The following is a 20300-nucleotide window of genomic DNA, read 5'->3' as shown; positions in this document are numbered from 1 at the left end:
ATGACGATCGCGACAATGGTGCGGTACGGCGATGCTAGTACCAAGAGTCTCCGCACACATTGACCCATTGCCACCCATAGGGCGTCCAGCTCCTGCGCCAACAGCCGTCATTGTAGCCGGCATAGATGAAAGGTGCTCCGAAGAAGAAGCGATGGTGGTGCCGGAAGAAGGCGTGGCGGCCGATGAAGGGCCTGCCGTGCCAGCCGGAACCAGCGAAGCGCGGCCCGATCGCCGCATGCGCGAAGCGGGCGCCGCCGAAGCCCGGTCCGCCGACATGGGCGAAACGGGCGCCACCCATGCCGCCAACGTGCATGCCGCCGAAGCCACCGGCGTGCATGCCGCCGCCAAAGCCTCCCGCGTGCATGCCGCCGCCACCGAAATGCCCGCCACCGCCAAAGCCGCCATGACCTCCGCCGCCAAAACCACCACCGCCGTGGCCGCCGCCTCCACCGCCGCCACGGGCGAGCACCGGTGAAGCGAGCGCCATCACCGCTGCGATCGTCACCGCGGTGAGGCCTTTGAAAAGCCTGTTGTCCATCGAAGCATCCTCCGTACTGCGCGGCGATATTTCTGCCGCGCGAGAAGGATCAGATGAGAGGAAGGGACCGGCACCTTCAACTTACAAACGCGCCAGATTCTGACGCGGAAGTTAGGGAGACGGACCCGCGCTCTCTCCTCGTCATTGCGAGGAGCCCTTGCGACGAAGCAATCCAGAGTCCCGCCGCGGAAAGATTCTGGATTGCTTCGCTGCGCTCGCAATGACGACGCGGATAGAACTCTCGATATATCGAGCAGCGATCCGACACCTCCCAGCAGAAGAGCGGGGAGAGGTTAGAAGCTACGCCCTCTTGCCGCCGTTTTTCTCGGCCGCGCGGCGCAGCGCTTCCGCGAGGGCGCCGCCGCCGGCAGATTCCTGCTGGCGCGGGGCCGACGAGGTCATACGGGACGGATTGCGCGAGCTGTTGTCCCGCTGCATGCCGGGCGCGTCCTTCTTGGCGCCGACCTCGTCGTCGAGCCGCAGCGTCAGCGAGATGCGCTTGCGCGCGACCTCGAAGTCCAGCACCTTCACCTTGACGATGTCGCCGGGCTTCACCACCTCGCGTGGATCCTTGATGTAGGTCCTGGACATCGCCGAGATGTGCACGAGGCCGTCCTGGTGCACGCCGATGTCGACGAAGGCGCCGAACGCGGCGACGTTGGTCACGGTACCCTCGAGGATCATGCCCTTCTTGAGGTGCTTGATCTCCTCGACGCCGTCCATGAACACCGCGGCCTTGAACGCCGGACGCGGGTCGCGGCCGGGCTTCTCGAGCTCGCGCAGGATGTCGGTGACGGTCGGCAGACCAAACGTCTCGTCCACAAAGTCTTTCGGCTTCAGCGTGCGAACGATGTCGCTGCTGCCGATCAGCGCCTTGATGTCGCTTTTGGTGGCGCTGAGAATCCGGCGCACCACCGGATACGCTTCCGGATGCACGCCGGAGGCGTCGAGCGGGTCCTCGCCGCCGAGGATGCGCAGGAAGCCCGCGCACTGCTCGAACGCCTTGGGGCCGAGCCGCGGCACGTCCTTCAGCGCCTTGCGCGACTTGAACGGACCGTTGGCGTCGCGGTGTGCCACGATGCTCGAGGCAAGGCCGGAACCGACGCCCGACACGCGCGCGAGCAGTGGTGCCGAGGCGGTGTTGACGTCGACGCCGACCGCGTTCACGCAGTCTTCGACCACGGCGTCGAGTGATTTGGCGAGCTTGGCCTGACCGAGGTCGTGCTGGTACTGGCCGACGCCGATCGCCTTAGGTTCGATCTTGACGAGCTCGGCGAGCGGATCCTGGAGCCGCCGCGCGATCGACACCGCACCGCGCAGGGTGACATCGAGGCCCGGCAACTCCTCCGAGGCGAAAGCCGAGGCCGAATAGACCGACGCGCCAGCTTCCGACACCACGATCTTGGTCATCTTCAAGTCGGGCAGGCCCTTGACGAGGTCGGCCGCGAGCTTGTCGGTCTCGCGCGAGGCGGTGCCGTTGCCGATCGCGATCAGCTCGACGCGATGCTTCAATGCGAGCTTGCCGAGGATCGCAAGCGCCTCGTTCCACTGTCGCTGCGGCTCGTGCGGATAGATCACGGCAGTATCCACCACCTTGCCGGTCGCATCGGTGACGGCAACCTTGACGCCGGTGCGGAAGCCGGGATCGAGTCCCATGGTGACGCGGGTGCCGGCCGGCGCGGCCAGCAGGAGGTCGCGCAGGTTCGAGGCGAACACGCGCACGGCCTCGGTCTCGGCCGCATTCCACAGCCGCATGCGCAGGTCGATGTTGAGATGCACCTGGATCTTGGTGCGCCAGGCCCAGCGCACGGTGTCGATCATCCAGCGGTCGCCGGCGCGCTTGAGGTCGGCGATGCCGAACCGCTTCATGATCTTCAGCTCATAGACGCTCGGCACGCCCGGCGGCGATGCTTCGGCCTCGGCCTGGATCTGGAGATCGAGGATCTCTTCCTTCTCGCCGCGGAACATCGCGAGGATGCGGTGCGAGGGCAGCTTCGTCAGCGGCTCGGAGAACTCGAAATAATCGGCAAACTTTTCGCCCTCGGTCTTCTTGCCGTCGCGCACCTTGGAGGCCATGCGCGCATTGGTCCACACCTCTTCGCGAAGCGCGCCGATCAGGTCGGCGTCTTCGTCGAAACGCTCGACGAGGATGGCGCGGGCGCCGTCGAGCGCCGCAGCGGCGTCGGCAACACCCTTCTCGGCATTGACGAAGGCTTCGGCGACGACCTTCGGATCGTTGGTGGGGTCGGCCATGAGCTGATTGGCGAGCGGCTCGAGGCCGGCTTCCTTGGCGATCTCCGCCTTGGTGCGGCGCTTCGGCTTGAACGGCAGATAGATGTCTTCGAGGCGCGCCTTGCTGTCGGCGGCGAGAATGGAGGCTTCCAGCGCGGCATCGAGCTTGCCCTGCTCGCGGACCGATTCGAGGATGGCCTTGCGGCGGTCCTCGAGCTCGCGCAGGTAACCCAGGCGCTCCTCCAGCGTGCGCAATTGCGCATCGTCGAGCGCACCGGTCGCTTCCTTGCGGTAGCGGGCGATGAAGGGAACCGTGGCGCCGCCGTCGAGCAGCGCCACTGTCGCCTCGACCTGCTCCGCCCGAACCCCAAGCTCCTGCGCAATTTTCTGGTTGATATTTGCCACGCGAGAACCCCTCTATCCAAGCACGCATCGCGGAGGCGAACCACCGGCTGCGGGACGCCGCTTATGGACCAATCGGGGTTGATTCATCAAGGTGCGGCGGACGATCGTCGACAAGGGATTTTTTGTCGAACCGATGCGATCTCGCCACAATCGTGAGGGGCGGCGAGGACGACGCACATACTCCATCGTCGTCCTGGCGAAGGCCAGGACCCATAGCGCGTGATTCATCGATTGTAGGCGGTAGGCGTACCGAACGACGAGACTTCGCCAAATGCCCCCTGGGTCATGCGTCCTGGCGCTCGCCAGGACGACGATGGGATTGCCTCGACACCTTGACAGGCGCCCCGGTTCAGCAGCTGTTTTGTCGGCCGGGCTCCTGAACCCCATGTGAGGACTATCATGCGGACGACATCGGTCGGCGTCTTCAAGGTCGCCACCAAAGGCCCCGGCGACGTCTCCGGATTGATAAGCATGATCGGCTCCGGCGCGATCGATCCGGCATCCATCCTGGCCATCCTCGGCAAGACCGAAGGCAATGGCGGCGTCAACGACTTTACCCGGGAATATGCCGTTGCCGCGCTGTGCACGGCGCTGGCGCCGCAGCTCGGCCTGTCGCCGCAGGAGGTCGAGCAGCGCATCGCTTTCGTGATGTCCGGCGGCACCGAGGGCGTGCTTAGCCCGCACATCACGGTGTTCACGCGCCAGGACGTCCAGCAGCGCCCGCCGGGCATCTCGGGCAAGCGCCTGAGCATCGGCATGGCGCACACGCGGGATTTTCTCCCTGAAGAGCTCGGCCGCTCCGCTCAGATCACGGAGACAGCCAAGGCCGTGAAGGCCGCGATGGCGGATGCCGGGATCGCCGATCCCGCCGACGTCCATTTCGTGCAGATCAAATGCCCGCTGCTCACCAGCGAGCGCGTCGAAGCGGCGAATGCGCGCGGCCACAAGACGGCGACGACCAGCGCCTACAGTTCGATGGCCTATTCGCGCGGCGCCTCCGCGCTCGGGGTTGCAGTCGCGCTCGGCGAGATCGCAACCGACCTACGAGACGACGACGTGCTGCGGCGCTACGATCTGTTTTCGAACGTCGCCTCGACCTCGTCCGGAATCGAGCTGATGCACAACGTCGTCATCGTGCTCGGCAATTCGATGTCCTCGACGAGCGAATTCGAGATCGGGCATGCCGTGATGAGCGATGCGATCGACGCTGCCGCCGTGCTCGCGGCGCTGGAGAGCGTTGGGCTCCCCGCCGCGCCGCAGACGACGACCGGCCGCGAGCTCGTCAACATCTTCGCCAAGGCCGAGGCCTCGCCTGATGGCAGCGTGCGCGGCTTCCGCCACACCATGCTGGAAGATACCGATATCAGCTCGACGCGCCACGCCCGGGCTGCCGTCGGCGGCCTGATTGCCGGCCTCGCCGGCACCGGGGCGGTCTACGTCTCCGGCGGCGCCGAGCACCAGGGCCCCGCTGGCGGCGGGCCGGTCGCGGTGATCGCAAAGCTCTCGGATTGATGCGTGCGCATGCAATGGAGGATTACCTCTCCATCCCGCGCAACCCTGCCCTTCGCGCCGCCTCAGTTGATTAAAATGTTCCCGTGCGAAACTAAGGTGGCGCCGCACGAAGAGGTTTGGATCGCATGACTTTCCCGATGAGCTGGAACGAATGGGCGCAGCACGATGGCGTGGGACTGGCCGCGCGCGTCCGCAAGGGCGAGCTCACGGCAAAGGAGTTGGCGCGTCAGGCCGCTGCGGGCGTTGCCAAGGTCAATCCGGCACTGTCGGGCGTGGTCGAGCTGTTCGATGACGTGATCGCCGATCCGGCCAAGGACGGCGCCAATCTCGCCGGCCCGTTCGCCGGTCTGCCGTTCCTGATGAAGGATCTGGGGCCGACCATGAAGGGCCGGCTCCAGGAAATGGGCTCGCTGCTGATGCGCGGCAATCGCGCCAGCGCCGACACGTTCCTGACCGGCAAATTCCGCCAGGCCGGACTGAACCTGATCGGACGCACCACGACGCCGGAATTCGGCGTCTGCAGTTCGGCCGACAATCCGGCCGTCTATGTCACGCGCAATCCCTGGGACACCGACTACACCACCTGCGGCTCGTCGGCGGGAAGCGCCGCGATGGTGGCCGCGGGCGTGGTGCCAATCGCGCATGCGACTGACGGCGGCGGCTCGATCCGCATTCCCGCCGGGGTCAACGGCAATATCGGCCTGAAAGTCTCGCGCGGCGTGTTCTCGCTGGCACCGCACATGTCGGATCTCACCGGCCTCGTCTCGATCCAGGGTTGCCAGTCGCGCTCGGTGCGCGACACCGCCGCCTTCGTCGACCATGCCAGGGGAGCGGCGCCGGGCGAGTTCATGCCGTTCTGGACCACGGCGCAACCATACTCCGAGATGATCAAACGCGATCCGTCAAAACTTCGCATCGCGCTGTCGCACAGCTGGGGCGACTACACCGCGACGCCAGAGATCGCGGCCGAGCTGGCAAAGGCCGGCCGCTTCCTCGAAGGCCTCGGCCATCACGTCGACTACGGCCTGCCCGAGCTCGACTTCCGCGCCGCGTTCGAGGCGCAGACCACCTGCTATATCTCGAATTTTGCCGTGGTAATCTCCAACATGCTCGCCGCGCGCGGGCTGGAGCGGCCCCCGGAAGACCTCATCGAGCCCATGAACATCCGGATCTGGGAAGCCGGCCGGCATACGAGCTTCGCCGAGCGGGCGAAGATGCAAGGCGTGTTCAACACGACCTCACGCGCCTTCGGCGCCTTCTTCGAGCAGTGGGACGTGATCCTGACGCCGATCACCGCGCTGCCGACGCCGAAGGTCGGCACCCGGGAATATCTCACCATCTCCGACAATCCTGACGTGCTCGACTGGTTCGGCAATCTCTGGCGCTTCTTCGCCTTCACGCCGCTCGCCAATCTCTGCGGCATGCCGGCGATCTCGATGCCGATGGCCACGCAGGACCACGGCCTGCCGCTCGGCATCCAGGCGATTGCGAAACAGGCCAATGACGGCCTGCTGCTGCAACTCGCCGCCCAGATCGAGCGCGCGCTCGACGGCAAGTGGAACGATGGCAGGAAGCCGAAGGTGCATGTGAGCTGAGCGAGTTGATCGCATTAACTTGCGATCCGCCGCTTGCCTCAGTTCTTCACCGTCGGAATTTCCTCCGGCCGGGGCTGCTGCTGACCCTGCTGGTACATCGCCAATGCCTTGTCGAGCGCTTCGCGCAGGGCCAGCGCGGCGGCCACGCTGCAGCGCAGATGCGCGGTCTGGACCACGTCGACCCTGACGGCGGCGCCGACCGGCATCAGAAGGTTCGCAGCAAGCTCGATCTGGATAGCGCCGTTGTGGTGGCCGAAGCAGGACGCACCGTCGAAATAGATGATCGGCGCCCGCTCCGAGCTCGAGGTCGAAATGATGACGGGCCCCTGGCTGGTGGCGGGCATTTCGGGATCGGCCATGGGCACTCCTTGCGGCTGGTCGAACGAACGAGGCGCCCACCATCGTTGCTTCGGCCGGCCCTGTCGAGGCCAAACCGGCCTCGGAACTCCTGCCGCGGGACGCCCATCCGGGGTTTTGCGCCGCGCCCGCCGCTGGTTTAGAACGTCCTCATGTCCAGCTCACCGACCACACTTTCGTTCGAGGACCTCGCCGAGGCGATCAAGGGCCGCCGCTCCGATTACGGCCAGATCAGCGGACTCCAGCTCGACCGCTTCGCACCTCGCGAGGCCTGGTCCAGCCTGCCCTACCGGCCCGTCTTCGTCGGCGACACCGAGACCGGCGTGCTGCATGGCGGTGTCGTCACCGCGATGCTGGACGAGAGCTGCGGCATGGCCGTGCAGCTCGCGCTCGACGGCACGAGCGCAATCGCGACGCTCGATCTGCGCATCGACTATCAGAAGCCGGCAACGCCGGGCCTCGACATCAAGGCGCATTCGGTCTGCTACCGCACCACGCGTTCGATCGCCTTCGTGCGCTCCACCGCCTATCAGGAGTCCGAGGACGATCCGGTCGCGACCGCGACCGCCTGTTTCATGATCGGCGCCAACCGCACCAACATGCTCGCGGATCGCAGGACAGATTCGCCCGGCATCTCGACGCTGGAGGCGCCGGACGATCCGGAAGGCCCGTTCGCCAACAGCCCGTTCGCGCGCTGCCTCGGCATTCGCGTCAACGACGACGACACGCTGACAATGCCGTTCTCGCCAAAGATCATCGGCAATCCGATCCTGCCTGCGATCCATGGCGGCATGACCGGCGCCTTCCTCGAGACCACCGCGATCTTCGGAGTGGCGCGCGAGCTCGGCGCCGCCGCGCTGCCCAAGCCGATCGGACTGACCGTCAACTATCTGCGCTCGGGCCGTGCGCTCGACACGTTCGCCAACGTCTCGATCGTGAAGCAGGGCCGGCGCATCGTCGCCTTCGAGGCGCGGGCCTGGCAGGACGATGCGAACAAGCCGATCGCCACCGCCTTCGGCCATTTCATGCTGCGGCCGACGCCCGGAAACGACGAGGAATAGGCGCATTTCCCCTTGACGACCCAGGTCTGGGCCACAACGATAGCGCGTCCCTCACGAGAGGTATTGGGTTGCGGCATCCGCTCGACATCATCGCCATGTTCGCCGCGCTCTGGCTGCTGGCAGCGATGGTGCTCGACGCGCTGACGCCGAAGGAGCTGACGACGGTGATGATCGGCATCGCCATTGGACCCGCCGTCGTCATCACCGCCGTGTTCTACTATCTGCGCTGCCCGCGCACCGATTTCGCGGTGATGTTCGCCGCGCTCTGGCTGATCTCCGACATCGCCATCGCGTTCATCTCACCAGCGCAGCTGCCGCATTTCCTGATTGCGCTCGGCTTCGTGCCGGCGCTCCTGATCGGCATCGTCCTGCACTGGCAACGCTTCCAGCGCCGCCATGAGCGGCTGCCCCTGCCGTCGGTCAAGCGCGGTTAGCGCGGCAGCAAATTGGTCTTGGCGAGGTCGACGACCTCGTCGCCGCGGCCGTTCATCACGGCGCGCAAGACCCAGAGGCTGAAACCCTTGATCTGTTCGGGCGTGATGGTCGGCGGCATCGACAGCTCCTGCTTGGCGGTGACGACATCGAGCAGCGCCGGCCCGTTGTGGGCCAGCATGTCCTTCACCGCTCCCGGGAGCTCGCCGGGATCCTCGACGCGCCTTGCGAAGATACCCATCGCGCGCGCCATCGCTGCGAAGTCCGGGTTTTCCAGATCGACATTGGTGTCGACGAAGCCGGCCGCCTTCATCTCCAGTGCGACGAAGCCGAGCACGCCGTTGTTGAAGATGACCACCTTCACCGGCAGCTTCATCTGGGTCAGCGTGATCAGATCGCCCATCAGCATGGTGAAGCCGCCGTCGCCTGAGAGCGAGATCACCTGGCGGCCGGGCTGCGCGGCCTGCGCGCCGATCGCCTGCGGCATTGCGTTGGCCATCGAGCCGTGCACGAACGAGCCGATCAGCCGGCGGCGGCCGTTCATGTCGAGATAGCGCGCGGCCCACACCGTCGGCGTGCCGACATCGGCGGTGAACACCGCATCATCGCTGGCATGGTCGCTGATGACCTTTGCGAGATATTGCGGATGGATCGGCTTGGCTCCGGGCGTGCCCTTCGCGAGCGAGTCCAGGCCCTCGCGTGCCTTCTTGTAATGCGCGATCGCATCGTCGAGATGCTTGCGCCGCGTCTTGGCCTCGAGCAGCGGCAGCAGCGCCTCGATGGTGAGCTTGACGTCGCCGACAAGGCCGAGATCGATCTTGCAGCGCCGCCCGAGATTTTCCGGACGGATGTCGATCTGCGCGATCTTCGCATCGGTCGGGAAGAACTGCTTGTAGGGAAAATCAGTGCCGAGCATCACGAGCGCGTCGCAGGCGTGCATGGCGGCATAGCCGGAGGAGAAGCCGATGAAGCCGGTCATGCCGACGTCGTAGGGATTGTCGTATTCGACATGTTCTTTGCCGCCCAGCGCATGCACGATCGGGCTCTTCAAGGCTTCCGCAAGCTGCATCAGCGGCGCATGCGCGCCAGCGCAGCCGCGGCCGCAGAACAGGGTGATGCGTTCGGCGCCGTTCAAGAGGTCCGCGAGCGCCTTCAGCTCATCGGCCTGCGGCACGACCTTCGGCGCCGACAGCGCAAGGCCACGCGCCGTCGACAGCGCGCGCTTCGGTGGGCTGCGGAAGGCGACGTCGCCCGGCATGGCGACGACGGCAACGCCGCGCATGCCGACAGCCGCACGGATAGCGTTTTCCAGCACGTAGGGCAGCTGACTCGGATCGGAGACCAGCTCGCAATAATGGCTGCACTCGCGGAACAGGTTTTGCGGATGGGTCTCCTGGAAATAGCCGCTGCCGATCTCGGCGGTCGGGATCTGTGCGGCGATCGCCAGCACGGGAACGCGACTGCGATGGGCATCGAACAGGCCGTTGATCAGATGCAGATTGCCGGGACCGCACGAGCCCGCGCACACCGCAAGACTGCCCGTCATCTCCGCTTCGCCGGCCGCGGCAAAGGCCGCAACCTCTTCATGCCGGACATGGATCCACTCGATCGTTCCGCGCCGCCGCAGCGCTTCGGTCAGCGCATTCAGGCTGTCGCCGACGATGCCGTAGATGCGCTTGACGCCGGCCTGTTCGAGCGTTGCCACGAACAGATCGGCCACGTTGTTGATCGCCATGTCGGTCTCCTGATCCCGCTGGTCCAGCAAGATAGGGTAAAGCCCGGGTGTGACGGCATCACGGCTTGTTTATTGCGATCTCACTCTTTCGCAATCGCCCGATCATAGGCGGCAATCGTCACCTTTGCGCGAGCGGCAACGTCCGTTGCCGTCATGCCGGGCTTGTAGAGGCTGGAGCCGAGCCCGAACGCGGTGACGCCGCCCTTGATGTACTCCGCAAAATTCTGCTCGGAGACGCCGCCGACGGCGGCGATCATCACGCCGGCAGGCAGCACGGCGTGGATCGCGGCAATACCGGACGCGCCGAGCACGCTGGCGGGAAAGAATTTAAGGCCTGACGCGCCCGAGCGCGCGGCAAGCAGTGCCTCGGTGGGCGAAAACACGCCCGGCAACGTCACCATGGCATATTGATGCGCACGTGTGAGCACCTGCGTATCCACATTCGGCGAGACCATCAGCTTGCCGCCGACGTCGTTGAGACGATCGACATCCGAAGTGGTCAGCACCGTGCCGGCGCCGATCAGCACATCGGCCGGCGCCTGTTTCACGGCCGTTGCGATGGAGCGGAACGGGTCGGGCGAGTTCAGCGGAATCTCGATTGCGGTCATGCCGGCTTCGATCAGCACGCCGACGATAGCCTGCGTTTCCTCGGGCTTCACGCCGCGCAGGATCGCGACCAGTGGCCGCTTCATCGCCGGAAAGGGAACGCTCATCTCGACAGTCCTCTCATTGCGTCCAGATCGCGGCAGCCGCCATCGACAGACCGCGGCGGACCGCTTCATCGGCATCGACCTGGTTCACGGCGACCGACAGCGCGTCGAAAGCCAGCCTATACAGCATCGCGAGCCGCCCCGAGGCAATCAGCGTAATGCCAGCTTTCGACATCGCGCCGGAAAGCCCCGCCGCCAGCTCGACGCCGATCAACGTGCCCGACAGCGTTTCGCGCGCCGCGGCCGGTGTGCTCCCGAACAGGAGCTGACGCGAGCGTGCGCCGAACAGAAAATTAGCCGCGAAGGCCGGTGCTTCGTACGCGGCCTTCACCGCCGCCTTGAAGCTCGCGACATCCTCGGCGTCTTCGGCGCCGGCGACCGCAAGCGACAAAATCGTCTCGCGCGACACGACGCTGAAGAGCTCGCCGGTCATGAAGGTGGAGAAATGCGCGACCGTGCCGTCCTTCACGCGCACCCATTTCGAATGCGTGCCGGGCATGCAGACTAGCGCTTCGCCGGCGGCATCGAGCCCGAGCGCGCCGAGCAGCTGCGTTTCCTCGCCGCGCATCACGTCCGGCGCTTTTGCATCGCGCTGCGCGATACCCGGCAGGATGCGAATGTCGCGCGCTTCGCCGGGCACGCGCGCGGCCTGCTTCAGAACAGCGGAGAGTGGTGCCGGCGTGTCGACATAACCGGCCTCGACCCAGCCGGTACGCGCGCCGGCCATGCCGCAGACGAGGACGGGCAGATGATCGGGAGCCTCGACTGCCGCGAGATGCGATTGCAGCACGGCGGGAAAGCCGGCCTTCGCGGCGGCCAGCATGCCCTCATCGCTGCGGCGCTCGGCCAGCACCTCGCCGGCGCGGTCGATCAGCCAGAGTCGGAAGCTGCTGGTGCCCCAGTCTACCGCGACATAGGCAGGTTCAGTCATCTCGATTCGTATCCTCGTCTCACCGCCGAGACGCCGTCTCGCGACAGTGAGACGAGGCCCCGTAAATCTGTCCCGGGATATCGGCTATTGCCGCCGCAAACCAGCCTTTTCTCGCAGGTCTGAGGCGCCGTTCGTGCTGGCCCACCACTCGCGAAGAGCTGGCACACCGCTTGCTAAAGCGTTTCTGCTCACATCCGTGAACCGCGCAACAAGACGCGTCAATTGTGGAGAGGAAACCCATGGAGATCGGTTATTTCACGATGCCTTCGCACCCTCCGGAGTGCGGCCTGAAGGAAGGGAACGACTGGGACCTGCAGGTCATGCGCTGGCTCGACGAGCTCGGCTATCAGGAGGCCTGGGTCGGCGAGCACCACACCGCGCCCTGGGAACCCAATCCCACGCCAGACCTTCTGATCGCACAGGCGCTGATGCAGACCAAGAATATTCGCATCGGACCAGGCGGCTTCCTGCTGCCCTATCACCACCCCGCCGAGCTCGCCAACCGCGTCGCCATGCTCGATCATCTCTCCGGGGGGCGGCTCAATTTCGGCGTCGCGGCTAGCGGCCTGCCGAGCGACTGGGCCATGTTCAACGTCGACGGCATGAGCGGACAGAACCGCGACATGACGCGCGAGGCGCTGGAGATCATTCTGAAGATGTGGAGCGATCCCGCGCCCTGGACCTACAAGGGCAAATTCTGGACGGTGACCAAGCCGGACACGATGTTCGACTTCCTGAAACCCCACATCAAGCCGTTGCAGACGCCGCATCCGCCGATCGGTGTCGCCGGTCTTTCGAAGAACTCGGACACGTTGAAGCTCGCCGGCGAGCGCGGCTTCATCCCGATGAGCCTCAACCTCAACCCGGCCTATGTCGGCAGTCATTGGGATTCGGTCGTAGCCGGTGCCGCCAAGACCGGACGCAAGCCGGACCGCGCGGATTGGCGGCTGGTGCGCGAGGTGTTCGTCGCTGATACCGACGAGGAAGCGTGGAGGCTCTCGACCGGCGACATGATGGGCCGGATGATGGGCGAGTACTTCCTGCCGCTGCTCGGGCATTTCGGCTTCAAGGACTATTTGAAGCACGCGCCCGACGTGCCCGATAGCGACGTCACCGTCGAATATTGCGCCAAGCGGAACTGGATCGTCGGCTCGCCCGCGACCGTCGCCGAGAAAATCGAGAAGATCTACGAGGAGGTCGGCGGCTTCGGCGTGCTGCTGGTGTTCGGCTTCGACTACAAGCACAAGGCTGAAGCCTGGCATCACTCGCTGTCGCTGCTGAGGAACGAGGTGATGCCGCGCCTGAAGCATCTCGGCTCCGCGCAGAAGGCGGCTTGACCCGACGCGGGTGCGGCGCGATCGTGCCGCATCCGCATCCATTTCGGAGATTTCCGCGTGAGCGTGGACGCTAGTGCTTTCGACGCCAAGGATTTCAAGGAGGCGATGCGCCAGTGCGCCGGCGCCGTCGCGCTGGTGACGGTCGGCGCCGAGCACGGCAAGCGCACGGGGTTGACTGTGACCTCGGCCTGCTCACTGTCGGACTCGCCGCCATCCCTGATCGTGTGTGTCAACCGCAACGCCAGTGCGCACGCGCGTATCCGCGAGGAAGGCGCGTTCGCGATCAACTTCCTGCACGAGGACCACGCGGCACTGGCGCTGACCTTCAGCGGCCAGAAGGGCGTCAATGGCGACGACCGCTTTGCGTTCGGGGAATGGACGCGCGGGGTGACCGGCGCGCCGGTGCTGACGGATGCGGTCGCCGCGTTCGACTGCGTGCTGGCGCAGGAATTCGAGACCAAGACGCATTCGATCTTCGTCGGCGAGGTGCGCGGCGCATCGCATTCCGACGGCGCGGCGCCGCTCGTGTATCTGCGCAGCAGCTTCCACGCCCCGCGCGAAATCCGCGGCACCGTAACCGTCGGCGACCTCGACTCGCGACATCTGAGCTGGAGCGATTTTTCGTAAGGCAGCGGCGGCGTTGATGGTGCGCTCTTCCCTTCTCCCCTTGCGGGAGAAGGTGGCGCGATGTCCAGACCGGATAGATAGGCAACACAGTAGACCGGATGGATGGGTGACAGTTCTCTGTCGGCTGGGAGGATCAGCCGATGCCTTGGAGAGAGAGCTGCGCAATGGACCAACGGGTTAACTTCATTTCGGAACAGCGAACCGGCTTGTGGACGATGACGGAGCTTTGCGAGCGTTACGAGATTAGTCGCAAGACCGGTTACAAATGGTTGGAGCGCTACCGGCTGGAAGGACCTGGAGGGCTTGGGGATCGCTCGCATGCCGCGCGGGTGCATGGGCGCGCGACGCCACGGCACATCGTGGATGCGATTGTGGGGCTGCGGCTTGAGCGGCCGAGCTGGGGGCCGCGCAAGATCGTGAGCAAGCTTGAGGCTCGTCAAGGGGATGTGGATTGGCCATCGGCCTCGACGGCCGGGGAGATTCTCAAACGGGCGGGACTGGTCGGCGACCGCAGGGTTCGGCGACGTGCGCCGCCGCGCATGAGGCAACTGACCGTGCCTCAGCATGCCAACCATGTCTGGGCGCTCGATCACAAGGGCTGGATCCGGTTGGGCGACGGCTCTCGCGTCGAACCGTTCACGGCGACCGATGGCTTCAGCCGCTATTTGATCAGCCTGGCGGCGACGGGCAGTACGCAATATGCCGAGTGCCAAGCGCCGCTGGAACGGGCGTTTCGCGAGTACGGCTTGCCGGAGATCATCCGCTCCGACAACGGCTCGCCGTTCGCCTCGACCGGGATCACCGGTCTGACCGCGCTGTCGATATGGTGGATCAAGCTTGGCATTCGCCATGAACGGATTGACCCCGGCCATCCGCAACAGAACGGCCGGCACGAGCGTTTCCACCTCACGCTTCTGGAAGCCATGCAGCCACCGCCGCCAAACCAGATCGCGCAGGCCCGTCGCTTTGCGGCATTCGTGCGCGACTACAACGAAGAACGGCCCCATGAGTCGCTTGGCCAGCTCCCACCCGCCAGCGTCTATCAGCCCTCGCCTCGTGCGATGCCAAGGCGGCTTCCAGAGCCCGACTACCCGGCCGAAGCCGCGGTGCGCCAGGTTCGCTCCAATGGCGAGATCAAATGGCGAGGCGAGCTCATCCACATTTGCAGCGCTCTCGTTGGCGAAGCCGTTGCCGTCGAGGAGACCGAGGACGGATCCTGGCAAGTGCGCTTCTTCGACGTGCCGATCGGCATCATCGACCAGAAAACACGCAAGCTGCGGCGCTGCGCTAGCGCAGCGCCGCAGCCGACCAAATCATGAACGACTGTTACCCATCCATCCGGTCTGTTTTGTTACCCATCCATCCGCTGGACAGCGAAACGCCGGATGAGGGGTATCTCTCCGCGAATCCAGAAGCCAGAGAATCAGGTGCGGAGAGAGACCCCTCACCCGTCTCGCCGCTGTCGCGGCGAGCCACCCTCTCCCGCAGGGGGAGAGGGGAAGAAAGCTCGCCGCATGCAGCTGAGTGCTACTGCGCTGTCTCTATCTTCAACTGCTTGATCTTGCGATAGAGCGTCGCGCGGCTGAGCTTCAGCGCGCGCGCCGCTTCGATCACACGACCACCATGCTCGCGCAACGCCTCCACGATCGTGGCGCGCTCCGCCGCCGCGAGATCCGGCTCCGCCCTTCCACCAAACGGCGGCAAATCGAGGTCGGCATCGGTGATGACACCGTCTTCCGCCGTGCAGCCGGCGAGCCGCAGCACGTGCCGGAGCTGGCGCATGTTGCCGGGATAGGGATAGGCCGCGAGCTGCGCCCAGGCCTCGTCCGAGAGGGAGCAGTTCGACGCTTCCTCGCGCGCGATCTGGCGGATGACGTCGTCGCGGTCGGCGCGCTCGCGCAAGGCCGGCAGCCGGACCTCCATGCCGCGCAGACGGAAATAGAGGTCGGTGCGGAAGGCGCCCTCCTCGGCCATGCGGCCGAGATCGCGATGCGTGGCGCTGATCAGGCGAATGTCGACCGGCACGGGCTTCAGCGCGCCGAGCGGCCAGACTTCGCGGTTCTCCAGCACCCGTAGCAGCCGCGTCTGCAGCGCAATCGGCATGTCGCCGATCTCGTCGAGGAACAGCGTGCCGCCGTCGGCCTGCACGATCAGGCCTTTCGAGCCGTCGCGGCGCGCGCCGGTGAAGGCGCCGGCCTCGTAACCGAACAGCTCGGCATCGATCAGGCTGTCCGGCATCGCAGCGCAGTTCAGCGCGACATAGTTGTGGCGCGCGCGATTGCCGGCCGCGTGGATGGCACGGGCGAACACATCCTTGCCGACGCCGGTCTCGCCATGCAGCAGCACCGGCAGATTGTGATCGCCGATGCGTCTGAGCCGCTTTACACTCTTGATCAGTCCTGGATCGCGGCCAGCGAGGCGCTGCAGCGCATCGAAGGGGTCCACAGGAACGTCACGACGCTGCGTGGACGGCCGTGGCCGCAGCGGCGGCGCGACATGGCCATGCCCCAACGGACTGCCATCGCCCCGGCGCAGCTCGACGAGATCGTCCGCGTCGCGCGCGGCGGGATGGTCGAATTTGACATAGCGCGACAGATCGATGCCGGAGGCGATCAAGCCGTCGGTGAGACCCAGCAGTGCGCGCGCCGAACGGCAGGCGCCGACGATGCGGCGATCGTCATCATAGGCGAGCAGGCCGCTGCCGCCATCGCCCGGCACGGTCGCGATCCAGGCGTTGCGGAAATGACCGCGGAAGATCGCGCCCTCCATGCGCCGCGTTGCCTCCATCGTCACCGCCAGCGCGAGCTGATGCGCGGTGCGTTCGAGGTCCTCGCGGCAGGAGGTGATGTTCACGGCGCCTGCGAGCCGTCCGGCCTGGTCGAACAGCGGCGTCACGGCGCAGGAAAACATGTGCCACTGCGCGCGAAAGTGCTCGTCGCGATGTACCAGGATCGGCTTCTGCTCGGCGAGCGCGGTGCCGAGCCCATTGGTGCCTTCAAAGGCCTCGGAGAAATTCGAGCCGGTGTAGATCTTCCAGTCCATGAACAGTCGTGCGTCGGCCTCGCGGGGCAGGCGGCTGAACAGCATGGTTGCGTTCACGTCCGCCAGGTTGACGCAATAACCGGCATCGCGGAGTACCCGGGCGAGATCGTCGAGCTCCGGTGTTGCAAGCCGGATCGTCTCTTCCATCGGCTCGGCGACATGCCGGATCTCGGCTTCGGTCAGCGTCTGCGGCGGGCCTTGGCGGGCGGGATCGAGCTTGTGGCTGACCAGGCAGCGCCGCCAGGAATTGGCAATGCGCGAAGAGGCATCGACGTCGGCCAAGCGGTCTGCAACCTGATTGGCGACGGACAAGACACGGGCGACATGGTTCGAGGCCGAAAGGCTGGCCATCGCGGACGTCTCCACCCTGTATTATTGTGCAAAGTCTGGCACCGCAGGCGGGGATGTCAATCGGGAACCGGGAACGCGGCGAAGCGCAATCATAATTGCTGCACCGCCCTCACCACGTATCGATGCAGGGTCGCTTCTTCGCCGTCCGCGTCGGCGGCTTCGGCACCGACCGCAGGCCTGCCATGATCCACCGCCGCGTCTCGGCGGGATCGATGACGTTGTCGATCTCGAACACGGAGGCGATCGAGACCGCCTTGCCGTTGGCGTAGAGCTCGGCGACCTTGTTGCGATAATAGGTCTCACGCTCGACGGGGTCGGCGATCGCCTCCATTTCCTTGCGGAAGCCGAGGCGGACGTATCCCTCCAGGCCCATGCCACCGAACTCGCCGGTCGGCCAGGCCGCGGTGAAGAACGAGGCGTGGAAGCCGCCGCCGATCATCGACTGCGCCCCGAGCCCATAGCCCTTGCGCAGGACGATGCCGAACAGCGGCACTGTCAGGCTCGCGCCTGTCACGAACATGCGCGAGACGTGGCGCACGATCGCCGTCTTCTCGGCTTCCGGGCCGACCATGAAGCCGGGCGTGTCGCACAGCGAGACGATCGGCAGATCGAAGGCGTCGCAGAGCTGGAGGAAGCGCGCGGCCTTGTCGCCGGCATCGGCGTCGATCGCACCGCCAAGATGGCGCGGATTGTTGGCGATCAGGCCGAACGGCTTCCCCTCGATGCGGATCAACGCGGTGATCATGCCGACGCCGTAGTCGCGGCGCAGCTCCAGCACGCTGTCCTTGTCCGCGACGAGGTCGATCACGCTGCGGATGTCGTAGACGCGCAGGCGGTTCTCGGGGATCGCGCGGCGCAGCAGCCGCTGGTCGGCGGCCTGCCAGTCCGTCACCGCGCCCTGGAAATAGGACAAGTATTTTTGCGCAACGGATGTCGCCTCCTCTTCGTCCTCGACGAGGATGTCGATGACGCCGTTCGGCGACTGGAACGTGACAGGACCGACCTCGGCCGGGTGATAGACGCCGAGCCCGCCGCCCTCGATCATCGCGGGGCCACCCATGCCGATCGAGGCATTTTTGGCGGCGATGATGACATCGCAGCAGCCGAGCATCGCGGCATTGCCGGCGAAGCAATAGCCGGAGACCACGCCGATGACCGGCACAAGACCCGAGAGTCTGGCGAACTGCACGAAGGACGGACCATCGAGCCCGGTCATGCCGAGCCGGTCGGTATCGCCAGGCCGGCCGCCGCCGCCTTCGGCATAGAACACCAGGGGCACGCGCCAGTCTTCCGCGAGCGTCAGCATGCGGTCGATCTTCTTGTGGTTCATGTGGCCCTGCGTGCCCGCGAGCACGGTGTAGTCGTAGGCCACGACGATGCAGCGCCCGCCCTCGGGCCCGAACTTCTCGGCGTTGACGGTCGCGACGCCCATGACGAGGCCGTCGGCCGGCGTGTTCTTGACGAGATCGTCGAGCTTGCGCCGGCGCCGCTGCGCCGCGATCGCAAGGCTGCCGTACTCCATGAACGAGCCGTCGTCGACGAGCTGCGCGACATTCTCGCGCGCGGTGCGCTGATTGGTGTTGCGGCGGCGCTCGACCGAAGCAGGGCGATTTTCGTCGAGCGTGTTGGCCTGGCGCGCGATCAGTTCGGCGAGATCGGGACGGATGTGGTCGAGATCGATATCGGTTTCCGTTGCAGACGCATCGGCCGCGACCTCGAGCGGCTCCAGATACATGATCGGCTCGCCATGCATCAGCGTGACACCGTCGCCGGCGAGGAGCTTCATGACGCGGCCGCCCTGCTCGGCCATGACGAGATGCTCCATCTTCATGGATTCGATCACGGCGAGCTGCTGGCCCGGGCGCACGACCTCGCCTTCCTTCACCTGAATAGTGACAATAGTCCCCTGCAAGGGTGCTGCGACCATCACCGTGCCTTCGGGTACGATCTGTGCCGTATGCGCCTCGGTGCCGGCGCCGCCGCTTCGCTCCGTTGCCGCAAAATAAAGTGGTTTGGCCGCGCCATCCGCGGCTTCGACGAGCTTGCCGATGTTGCGATCGATGAAGTCTGTCGCGATGCGATTGGACCTGAAATCGGGATGTACCAGCACGGCCTGGAGGAAGGCGATGTTGGTGACGACGCCGTCGATCCGAAACTCGCGCAAGGCGCGCGAGGCCTTCGCGACGACATCATCCCAGGCTTCACCGGGCGTATGCACGATGACCTTTGCCAGCAGCGAGTCGAAGGCGGCACTGGTCTTGTAGCCGGCATAACCGAAACTATCGACGCGGACGCCGGGGCCCGACGGCGGCTCGAACACGGCAAGCACGCCGCCGGTCGGGTGCGTCGCCCCCAGCTCGTCCAGCGTCTCCATGTTGACACGCAACTGCATGGCATAGCCGCGCGGTTTCGGGATCGAGCCTTGCGCCAGGCCGAGCGACGCAAGCGAGGCACCGGCGGCGACCGCGAGCTGGGCGCGGACGAGATCGAGGCCGAGCACCTCTTCCGTTACGGTGTGCTCGACCTGGAGCCGCGGGTTGGCCTCGATGAAGGCAAAACTGTCGTCGGCAGTGCCGTCGACCAAGAACTCGAACGTGCCGAGATTGTCGTAAGACGCGGCCACGGCGAGTTGCTTCGCCGCCTCGCTGATACGGCCACGCAAGCCGTCGCTGAGCGACGGGCTCGGCGCCACCTCGATCAGCTTCTGGTGCCGGCGCTGAATGGTGCATTCGCGTTCCCAGAGGTGGGAGATCGCGCCGTGGCGATCGCCGATGATCTGCACCTCGATATGGCGCGCCTGCCGGATCAACCGCTCGGCATAGACGCCGTCGAAGCCGAACGCGGCCTTGGCCTCGGACTGGCAACGCGCATAGGCCTCCGCGAGATCGGCAGCGCGCTCGACCACGCGCATGCCGCGCCCGCCGCCGCCGGCCATCGCCTTGATCACGATCGCCGGGTTGCTGCCGAGCGAGGTGAAGAACGCCGTGATGTCCTCCAGCGAGGAGGGCCCGCTGGTGCCGGCGATGATTGGCACGCCGCAGCGCTTTGCCAGTTGCCGTGCCGCAACCTTGTCGCCGAACAGTTCGAGCGCCGCCGGCTTCGGCCCGACGAAGGCGATGCCTGCATCGACGCAGGCCTTCGCGAACGCAGCGTTCTCGCTGAGGAAGCCGTAGCCGGGGTGCACGGCGTCGCAGCCTGCGCTCCTCGCCGCCTTCACCACGGCCTCGATGTCGAGATAGGCCCGCGCGCCGCGGCCGGGGATTTCGACCGCCTCATCGGCAAGGCGCACATGCAGCGACAGCGCATCGTCCGCGGGATGGATCGCGACCGTCGCGAGGCCGGAATCGGCTGCGGCGCGCGCGATGCGGATGGCGATCTCGCCGCGATTGGCGATCAGGAGCTTCTTGAACGACATGCAGCGTCTCCATGCCCGCG

Annotated in this window: 15 protein-coding genes; 7 read left to right on the top strand and 8 right to left on the bottom strand. The window is 65.8% G+C overall.

The window, feature by feature from the left end; all coding sequences use genetic code 11:
* Positions 1 to 34: 34 nt before the first annotated feature.
* Both ABIB91_RS11045 and ABIB91_RS11040 read right to left on the bottom strand, forming a co-directional pair.
* Positions 35 to 538 (bottom strand): hypothetical protein, encoded by a 504-nt coding sequence (locus ABIB91_RS11045; RefSeq protein WP_007596555.1) that lies wholly within the window; start codon positions 536 to 538, stop codon positions 35 to 37.
* Positions 539 to 838: 300 nt separating this feature from the next.
* On the bottom strand, positions 839 to 3175 hold the full coding sequence (locus ABIB91_RS11040; protein WP_354169407.1) for a Tex family protein: 2337 nt from the start codon (positions 3173 to 3175) through the stop codon (positions 839 to 841).
* A gap of 399 nt (positions 3176 to 3574) precedes the next feature.
* Between ABIB91_RS11040 and atzD the strand changes: the two genes are divergently transcribed.
* Positions 3575 to 4687 carry a cyanuric acid amidohydrolase gene (gene atzD, locus ABIB91_RS11035; protein WP_354169405.1) on the top strand — a complete coding sequence of 371 codons (1113 nt, stop codon included), beginning with the start codon at positions 3575 to 3577 and terminating at the stop codon, positions 4685 to 4687.
* Between the two features lie 125 nt (positions 4688 to 4812).
* The gene (locus ABIB91_RS11030) at positions 4813 to 6282 is read left to right on the top strand and encodes an amidase (protein WP_219683021.1); all 1470 of its coding nucleotides are present in this window, start codon (positions 4813 to 4815) and stop codon (positions 6280 to 6282) included.
* 38 nt (positions 6283 to 6320) lie between these two features.
* Here the strand turns inward: ABIB91_RS11030 and ABIB91_RS11025 are convergent, their stop codons facing one another.
* On the bottom strand, positions 6321 to 6641 hold the full coding sequence (locus ABIB91_RS11025) for a hypothetical protein (RefSeq protein ID WP_354169402.1): 321 nt from the start codon (positions 6639 to 6641) through the stop codon (positions 6321 to 6323).
* 150 nt (positions 6642 to 6791) lie between these two features.
* On the opposite strand from ABIB91_RS11025, the gene ABIB91_RS11020 reads away from it, so the two are divergent.
* Both ABIB91_RS11020 and ABIB91_RS11015 read left to right on the top strand, forming a co-directional pair.
* Complete coding sequence (locus tag ABIB91_RS11020) at positions 6792 to 7700, top strand: PaaI family thioesterase (RefSeq protein ID WP_354169400.1); 909 nt, start codon at positions 6792 to 6794, stop codon at positions 7698 to 7700.
* Positions 7701 to 7768: 68 nt separating this feature from the next.
* On the top strand, positions 7769 to 8134 hold the full coding sequence (locus ABIB91_RS11015) for a hypothetical protein (RefSeq protein WP_354169398.1): 366 nt from the start codon (positions 7769 to 7771) through the stop codon (positions 8132 to 8134).
* Here the strand turns inward: ABIB91_RS11015 and poxB are convergent.
* The 3 genes from poxB to ABIB91_RS11000 all read right to left on the bottom strand — a co-directional run bounded on the left by poxB (position 8131) and on the right by ABIB91_RS11000 (position 11508).
* Positions 8131 to 9867: a ubiquinone-dependent pyruvate dehydrogenase gene (gene poxB / locus ABIB91_RS11010; protein WP_354169396.1), complete on the bottom strand. Its 1737-nt coding sequence runs from the start codon at positions 9865 to 9867 to the stop codon at positions 8131 to 8133. The genes ABIB91_RS11015 and poxB overlap by 4 nt on opposite strands.
* Before the next feature lie 80 nt (positions 9868 to 9947).
* Entirely contained in the window at positions 9948 to 10580 is a 633-nt protein-coding gene (locus tag ABIB91_RS11005; protein ID WP_354169394.1) for a 2-dehydro-3-deoxy-6-phosphogalactonate aldolase, read from the bottom strand.
* A gap of 13 nt (positions 10581 to 10593) precedes the next feature.
* Positions 10594 to 11508 carry a 2-dehydro-3-deoxygalactonokinase gene (locus ABIB91_RS11000; protein WP_354169392.1) on the bottom strand — a complete coding sequence of 305 codons (915 nt, stop codon included), beginning with the start codon at positions 11506 to 11508 and terminating at the stop codon, positions 10594 to 10596.
* Positions 11509 to 11747: 239 nt separating this feature from the next.
* Between ABIB91_RS11000 and ABIB91_RS10995 the strand changes: the two genes are divergently transcribed.
* From ABIB91_RS10995 to ABIB91_RS10985, 3 genes are all read left to right on the top strand, one after another.
* Positions 11748 to 12845, top strand: a complete 1098-nt coding sequence (locus ABIB91_RS10995) for an LLM class flavin-dependent oxidoreductase (RefSeq protein ID WP_007596571.1) — start codon at positions 11748 to 11750, stop codon at positions 12843 to 12845.
* 57 nt (positions 12846 to 12902) lie between these two features.
* Positions 12903 to 13472, top strand: a complete 570-nt coding sequence (locus ABIB91_RS10990; protein WP_354169390.1) for a flavin reductase family protein — start codon at positions 12903 to 12905, stop codon at positions 13470 to 13472.
* Between the two features lie 164 nt (positions 13473 to 13636).
* Entirely contained in the window at positions 13637 to 14791 is a 1155-nt protein-coding gene (locus ABIB91_RS10985; RefSeq protein ID WP_354169388.1) for an integrase core domain-containing protein, read from the top strand.
* A 208-nt stretch (positions 14792 to 14999) separates the two neighbouring features.
* Here ABIB91_RS10985 and ABIB91_RS10980 read toward each other — a convergent pair whose 3' ends face one another.
* Positions 15000 to 16865, bottom strand: a complete 1866-nt coding sequence (locus tag ABIB91_RS10980; RefSeq protein ID WP_354169386.1) for a sigma-54-dependent Fis family transcriptional regulator — start codon at positions 16863 to 16865, stop codon at positions 15000 to 15002.
* Between the two features lie 109 nt (positions 16866 to 16974).
* Positions 16975 to 20280 (bottom strand): carboxyl transferase domain-containing protein, encoded by a 3306-nt coding sequence (locus ABIB91_RS10975; protein WP_354169384.1) that lies wholly within the window; start codon positions 20278 to 20280, stop codon positions 16975 to 16977.
* Positions 20281 to 20300 lie beyond the last annotated feature (20 nt).

The organism is Bradyrhizobium sp. JR4.3, assembly GCF_040547695.1.
In the GTDB taxonomy this organism is placed as follows: domain Bacteria; phylum Pseudomonadota; class Alphaproteobacteria; order Rhizobiales; family Xanthobacteraceae; genus Bradyrhizobium; species Bradyrhizobium canariense.
The sequence above is the reverse complement of the archived record's forward strand: the minus strand, read 5'-3'. Positions and strand labels throughout refer to the sequence as shown.

Bases quoted from the DNA above. Each gene is read 5' to 3' on its own strand.
- ABIB91_RS11045 (WP_007596555.1), bottom strand. From the start codon at position 538: ATGGACAACAGGCTTTTCAAAGGCCTCACCGCGGTGACGATCGCAGCG.
- atzD (WP_354169405.1), top strand. From the start codon at position 3,575: ATGCGGACGACATCGGTCGGCGTCTTCAAGGTCGCCACCAAAGGCCCC.
- ABIB91_RS11030 (WP_219683021.1), top strand. From the start codon at position 4,813: ATGACTTTCCCGATGAGCTGGAACGAATGGGCGCAGCACGATGGCGTG.
- ABIB91_RS11025 (WP_354169402.1), bottom strand. From the start codon at position 6,641: ATGGCCGATCCCGAAATGCCCGCCACCAGCCAGGGGCCCGTCATCATT.
- ABIB91_RS11020 (WP_354169400.1), top strand. From the start codon at position 6,792: ATGTCCAGCTCACCGACCACACTTTCGTTCGAGGACCTCGCCGAGGCG.
- poxB (WP_354169396.1), bottom strand. From the start codon at position 9,867: ATGGCGATCAACAACGTGGCCGATCTGTTCGTGGCAACGCTCGAACAG.
- ABIB91_RS11005 (WP_354169394.1), bottom strand. From the start codon at position 10,580: ATGAGCGTTCCCTTTCCGGCGATGAAGCGGCCACTGGTCGCGATCCTG.
- ABIB91_RS11000 (WP_354169392.1), bottom strand. From the start codon at position 11,508: ATGACTGAACCTGCCTATGTCGCGGTAGACTGGGGCACCAGCAGCTTC.
- ABIB91_RS10995 (WP_007596571.1), top strand. From the start codon at position 11,748: ATGGAGATCGGTTATTTCACGATGCCTTCGCACCCTCCGGAGTGCGGC.
- ABIB91_RS10985 (WP_354169388.1), top strand. From the start codon at position 13,637: ATGGACCAACGGGTTAACTTCATTTCGGAACAGCGAACCGGCTTGTGG.
- ABIB91_RS10980 (WP_354169386.1), bottom strand. From the start codon at position 16,865: ATGGCCAGCCTTTCGGCCTCGAACCATGTCGCCCGTGTCTTGTCCGTC.
- ABIB91_RS10975 (WP_354169384.1), bottom strand. From the start codon at position 20,280: ATGTCGTTCAAGAAGCTCCTGATCGCCAATCGCGGCGAGATCGCCATC.